The sequence below is a fragment of the Aeromicrobium sp. genome (genome assembly GCF_014378035.1).
Taxonomy (GTDB): domain Bacteria; phylum Actinomycetota; class Actinomycetes; order Propionibacteriales; family Nocardioidaceae; genus Aeromicrobium.
This window is the reverse complement of record NZ_JACMOM010000204.1, coordinates 1-4,118: the sequence shown is the minus strand read 5'-3', so window position 1 is coordinate 4,118 and position 4,118 is coordinate 1. Positions and strand designations below refer to the sequence as shown.

The following is a 4,118-nucleotide window of genomic DNA, read 5'->3' as shown; positions in this document are numbered from 1 at the left end:
GTCCGACATCGAGGTCGTCGGCGAAGCAGGTCTGGCCAAGGAGGCAGCCCAGCTCATCCCGGTGCTCGAGCCCCATGTTGCCGTGCTCGACGCGAGGCTCCCCGACGGCACGGGCATCGAGGTGTGTCGCGACATCCGTTCGGCCAACCCGTCGATCGCGGTCATCATCCTGACGTCCTACGACGACGACGATGCCCTCTTCTCCGCGATCATGGCGGGCGCCGCCGGCTACGTGCTCAAGCAGGTGCGCGGCCCCGACCTCGTCGATGCCGTGCGTCGCGTCGCTGCCGGCCAGTCGCTGCTCGACCCCGCCGTCACGCAGCGAGTCCTCGCCCGCATCCGCGACGGCCGACCCATGGAAGATCCGCTCAGCACCCTCACCAAGCAGGAACGGCGCATCCTGGACCTGATCGGCGAGGGGCTGACGAATCGTCAGATCGCCTCTGAGATGTTTCTCGCCGAGAAGACCGTCAAGAACTACGTGACCCAGTTGCTGTCCAAGCTCGGTCTCAAGCGGCGCACCCAGGCCGCAGTGCTGGTCACACGGCATACCGGCCTCACGTCGCGCGACCTCTGAACGGCCGACTCCACCAGTCGACCGATAGTCTGGAGGCATGAGCCACGACCAGCATCTCGCCGATTTCGACCCAGACATCGCTGCGCTTCTCGACGCCGAGCTGCACCGCCAGCAGTCGACGCTCGAGATGATCGCGTCAGAGAACTTCGCACCCGTCGCCGCGCTCGAAGCGCAGGGAAGCGTGCTGACCAACAAGTACGCCGAGGGCTACCCGGGCAAGCGCTACTACGGTGGCTGTGAGTTCGTCGACCAGGTCGAGACGATCGCCATCGACCGGCTCAAGCAGCTGTTCGATGCTGGTTTCGCCAACGTCCAGCCGCACTCAGGTGCCACCGCCAATGCTGCGGCGCTTCACGCCATCGCCACAGTCGGCGACACGATCCTCGGCCTCGACCTCGCCAACGGCGGACATCTCACGCACGGCATGAAGCTCAACTTCTCGGGCAAGATCTACAAGCCCGTCGCCTATCACGTCGTCCCCGAGACCGGCCTCGTCGACATGGACGAGGTGCGAACCCTGGCCCACGAGCACCAACCGGCGGTCATCATCGCAGGTTGGTCGGCCTACCCCCGCCAGCTCGACTTCGCGCTCTTCCGGGAGATCGCCGACGAGGTCGGGGCAAAGCTGTGGGTCGACATGGCGCACTTCGCCGGGCTCGTCGCCGCGGGCCTGCACCCCAGCCCGCTGCCGCACGCGCACATCGTCACGACGACGACCCACAAGACGCTCGGCGGCCCCCGCGGTGGAGCGATCCTGACCAACGACGAGGCCATCGCCAAGAAGATGCGCTCCGCGGTGTTCCCCGGGCAGCAGGGTGGTCCCCTCGAGCACGTCATCGCTGCCAAGGCCGTGGCATTCAAGATGGCGCTGGAGCCGGAGTTCAAGGAGCGGCAGCAGCGCACCATCGAGGGTGCGCAGATCCTGGCGGCACGTCTCATGGACGATGACGCCCGGGCCGCAGGCATCAACGTCTTGAGCGGTGGCACCGATGTGCATCTCGTGCTGGTCGATCTGCGCGAATCTGAGCTCGACGGCCAGCAGGCCGAAGACCGCCTCCACGAGGCCGGCATCACCGTCAACCGCAACGCGGTGCCCAACGATCCGCGGCCGCCGATGGTCACGTCGGGCCTGCGCATCGGCACGCCGGCGCTGGCGACTCGCGGATTCGGAGCCGAGGAGTTCACCGAGGTAGCCGACATCATCGCGGTGGCGCTGCTTCCGGGCGACGTCGACCTCGAAAGCCTGCGCAAGCGGGTGACGGTCCTCGCCGAGCGGTTCCCGCTCTATCCGGGCGTCACCCCCTTCACGGCGTGAACCCGGCCCCGACACTGAGGCTCTGGTTGCGACCAGGGCTGGTCGGGTTGCACGTGTTCGCCGTGGTCGCCATCGTCTTCTGCGTCGTGATGGGCCTGTGGCAGATGGGTGTTTACGATTCGCGCCAGCAGCACGAGCGCGCCGACAAGCAGGTGGTGCCGCGGGTCGCGTTGGCAGGGTTGTGGGGTCCTGATCAGCCGTTTGACGGCAAGCTCAACAACCGGCCGGTCATGGTCGAGGGTCGTTTCGCCCCGGCCGACCAGCAGGTGTGGGTCACCGGCAAGAAGCAGCAGGGACGCACAGGCGCCTGGTTGCTGGCCCCTCTGCTCGTCGGTGCCGGTGGCGACAACGCGCTCCTTGTTGTACGCGGATGGTCACCCACCGCCGGTGCCCTGCCTGCCGTTCCGGCAGGTCCCGTGACGGTTGACGCCGTGCTTGCTCCGGGCGAGGGCATAGCCGACGCCTACAACCCCGATCGACGCGAGATCGGGTCGGTTCGCATACCGGCGTTGCTCAACGTGCAGCCCTATGACCTCTACTCCGGATTCGCCATCAGCACTGATGCCGCGACGGCCGGGGGCCTCGATCTGGTGCCACCGCCCGTGCCGGGTGACGTGTCGTGGACGGTGGGTCTGCGCAACCTCGCCTATGCGTTGCAATGGTGGGTCTTCGGTGCGTTCGCGCTCTTCATGTGGTGGCGAATGGCCACCGAGAGCGTGGCGACTTCACGAGCGAAGGTAGCCTGACGCCGTGAAAGCTGCTCTGCTCCGTTATCGCGTCATGGCCAACATCGTCGGCGTCCTGCTGATCATCCTGATCTTGGTCGGTGTGCCGCTGAAGTATCTTGCGGCTGAGGGCTCCGGCGCTCAGGGCCTCGGCGAGAACATCACGACCTACCTCGGCATCGCGCACGGCTGGCTCTACATGATCTTCCTGGTCATGGCGGCTCTGCTGGCTCGCAAGGCCCGTTGGACCATCCCCTTCACCATCGGCACGCTGCTTGCCGGCACGATCCCGATCGTCAGCTTCTGGGCCGAGCACCGGGCGACGAAGCACGTCCACAGCCAGCACCCCGCCACGAAGTAAGCCGGTCAGCGGCCGTGGAAGGTCGCCTTGCCGGGGCCGGCCTCCAGGAACGATTCCATGCCTCCTTGGAGGTCCTCGGTGTCGAACAGTGCCGAGGCGATCGCGGTCGTGTGGGCGACAGCCGCAGGCACTCCGCCGGACTCGAAATCGCGAAGAATGTCCTTGGCCGCGCCGAACGCCTTGGTGGGACCCGCGGCGATCTGCTGCACGAAGGCCAGCACGGCGTCGTCGAAACCCTCGACCGGAAAGACCCGGTTGACGACGTTCCAGCGTTCGAGAGTGGCCGCGTCATAGAGGTCACCGGTGAAGACGAGCTCCTTCGCCCGGCCGACCCCCGCGCGGGCGGCGAGGCGCTGCGTGCCCCCCATGGTCGGGGTGAGACCGATGACCCGCTCTACGAGCCCGAACTTCGCCTTCTCGGACGCCAGGATGATGTCGCACGCCACGGCGATCTCGAAGGCCCAGGTCAGCGTCAACGCGTGAGCGGCGAAGAAGGTCGGGAAGGCCAATGCGTCGATGCGGGACGGCAGCTCGAGCATGCGGTCGTACAGGATCTTCGTGTCGGCCCGGGTCTTCTGCGCATGGAACTGTGACACATCCACCCCGCCGGAGACGACTCTGCCCTCGGCGCGGATCAGCAGAGCGCGAGGCGGATCGGCGTCGATCTCGTCGAGCGCACGATCGAAATCGGCGTGCATCTCCTCTGAGTAGAGGTTGACCGGCGGAGCGCTGAAGGTCAGCACAGCGATGCCGTCGGGAGTGCGTTCGACCGTGACCGACATCAGCGTGCGCCGAGGTCGGCGGGGTCGTACGAGCCGCCCTTGTCGGCGACGGCGTTGCGCAGCACGACCACGACACCGGCGACGGCGACCACGAACAGGAGCGGGCGGAGGGAACGCTTCTTCTCGGACTTCGACATGCCGGCCACGATAGCGATCACACTCGTGGCCGGTCAGTTCGCCTGTCGATCGGCCGCAGTTGGCGCGCCATGAAAAGATAAGGGAAGCACACTGAAAGGATCCCCCTGTGGCTTCGCAGCTGATCGCAACATTCACCACCAACCACGGCACCATTGCCGTGGAGCTCTTCCCCGACCATGCGCCCAAGACCGTCGAGAACTTCGTCGGGCTGGCCGAGGGC

Annotated in this window: 7 protein-coding genes; 5 read left to right on the top strand and 2 right to left on the bottom strand. The window is 66.6% G+C overall.

The genetic code is table 11. From position 1 onward, the window contains the following. The 4 genes from H7290_RS10650 to H7290_RS10635 form a co-directional block, all read left to right on the top strand. The coding region (locus H7290_RS10650) for a response regulator transcription factor (protein WP_290513989.1) at positions 1-577 on the top strand (577 nt) is incomplete at its 5' end. Between the two features lie 37 nt (positions 578-614). Next, a complete protein-coding gene (gene glyA, locus H7290_RS10645; protein WP_290513988.1) occupies positions 615-1,892 on the top strand; it encodes a serine hydroxymethyltransferase in 1,278 nt (425 codons plus the stop codon). Next, the gene (locus H7290_RS10640) at positions 1,889-2,638 is read left to right on the top strand and encodes an SURF1 family protein (protein WP_290513987.1); all 750 of its coding nucleotides are present in this window, start codon (positions 1,889-1,891) and stop codon (positions 2,636-2,638) included. The genes glyA and H7290_RS10640 overlap by 4 nt, the downstream gene beginning before the upstream one ends. A gap of 4 nt (positions 2,639-2,642) precedes the next feature. After that, complete coding sequence (locus H7290_RS10635; protein ID WP_290513986.1) at positions 2,643-2,978, top strand: DUF3817 domain-containing protein; 336 nt, start codon at positions 2,643-2,645, stop codon at positions 2,976-2,978. A gap of 5 nt (positions 2,979-2,983) precedes the next feature. Here H7290_RS10635 and H7290_RS10630 read toward each other — a convergent pair whose 3' ends face one another. Continuing rightward, positions 2,984-3,760 (bottom strand): enoyl-CoA hydratase/isomerase family protein, encoded by a 777-nt coding sequence (locus H7290_RS10630; RefSeq protein ID WP_290513985.1) that lies wholly within the window; start codon positions 3,758-3,760, stop codon positions 2,984-2,986. Next, positions 3,760-3,897 (bottom strand): hypothetical protein, encoded by a 138-nt coding sequence (locus H7290_RS10625; protein WP_290513984.1) that lies wholly within the window; start codon positions 3,895-3,897, stop codon positions 3,760-3,762. The genes H7290_RS10630 and H7290_RS10625 overlap by 1 nt, the downstream gene beginning before the upstream one ends. A 107-nt stretch (positions 3,898-4,004) precedes the next feature. On the opposite strand from H7290_RS10625, the gene H7290_RS10620 reads away from it, so the two are divergent. Beyond that, positions 4,005-4,118 (top strand): peptidylprolyl isomerase (locus H7290_RS10620; protein ID WP_290513990.1); only part of this gene is annotated, 114 nt, incomplete at its 3' end.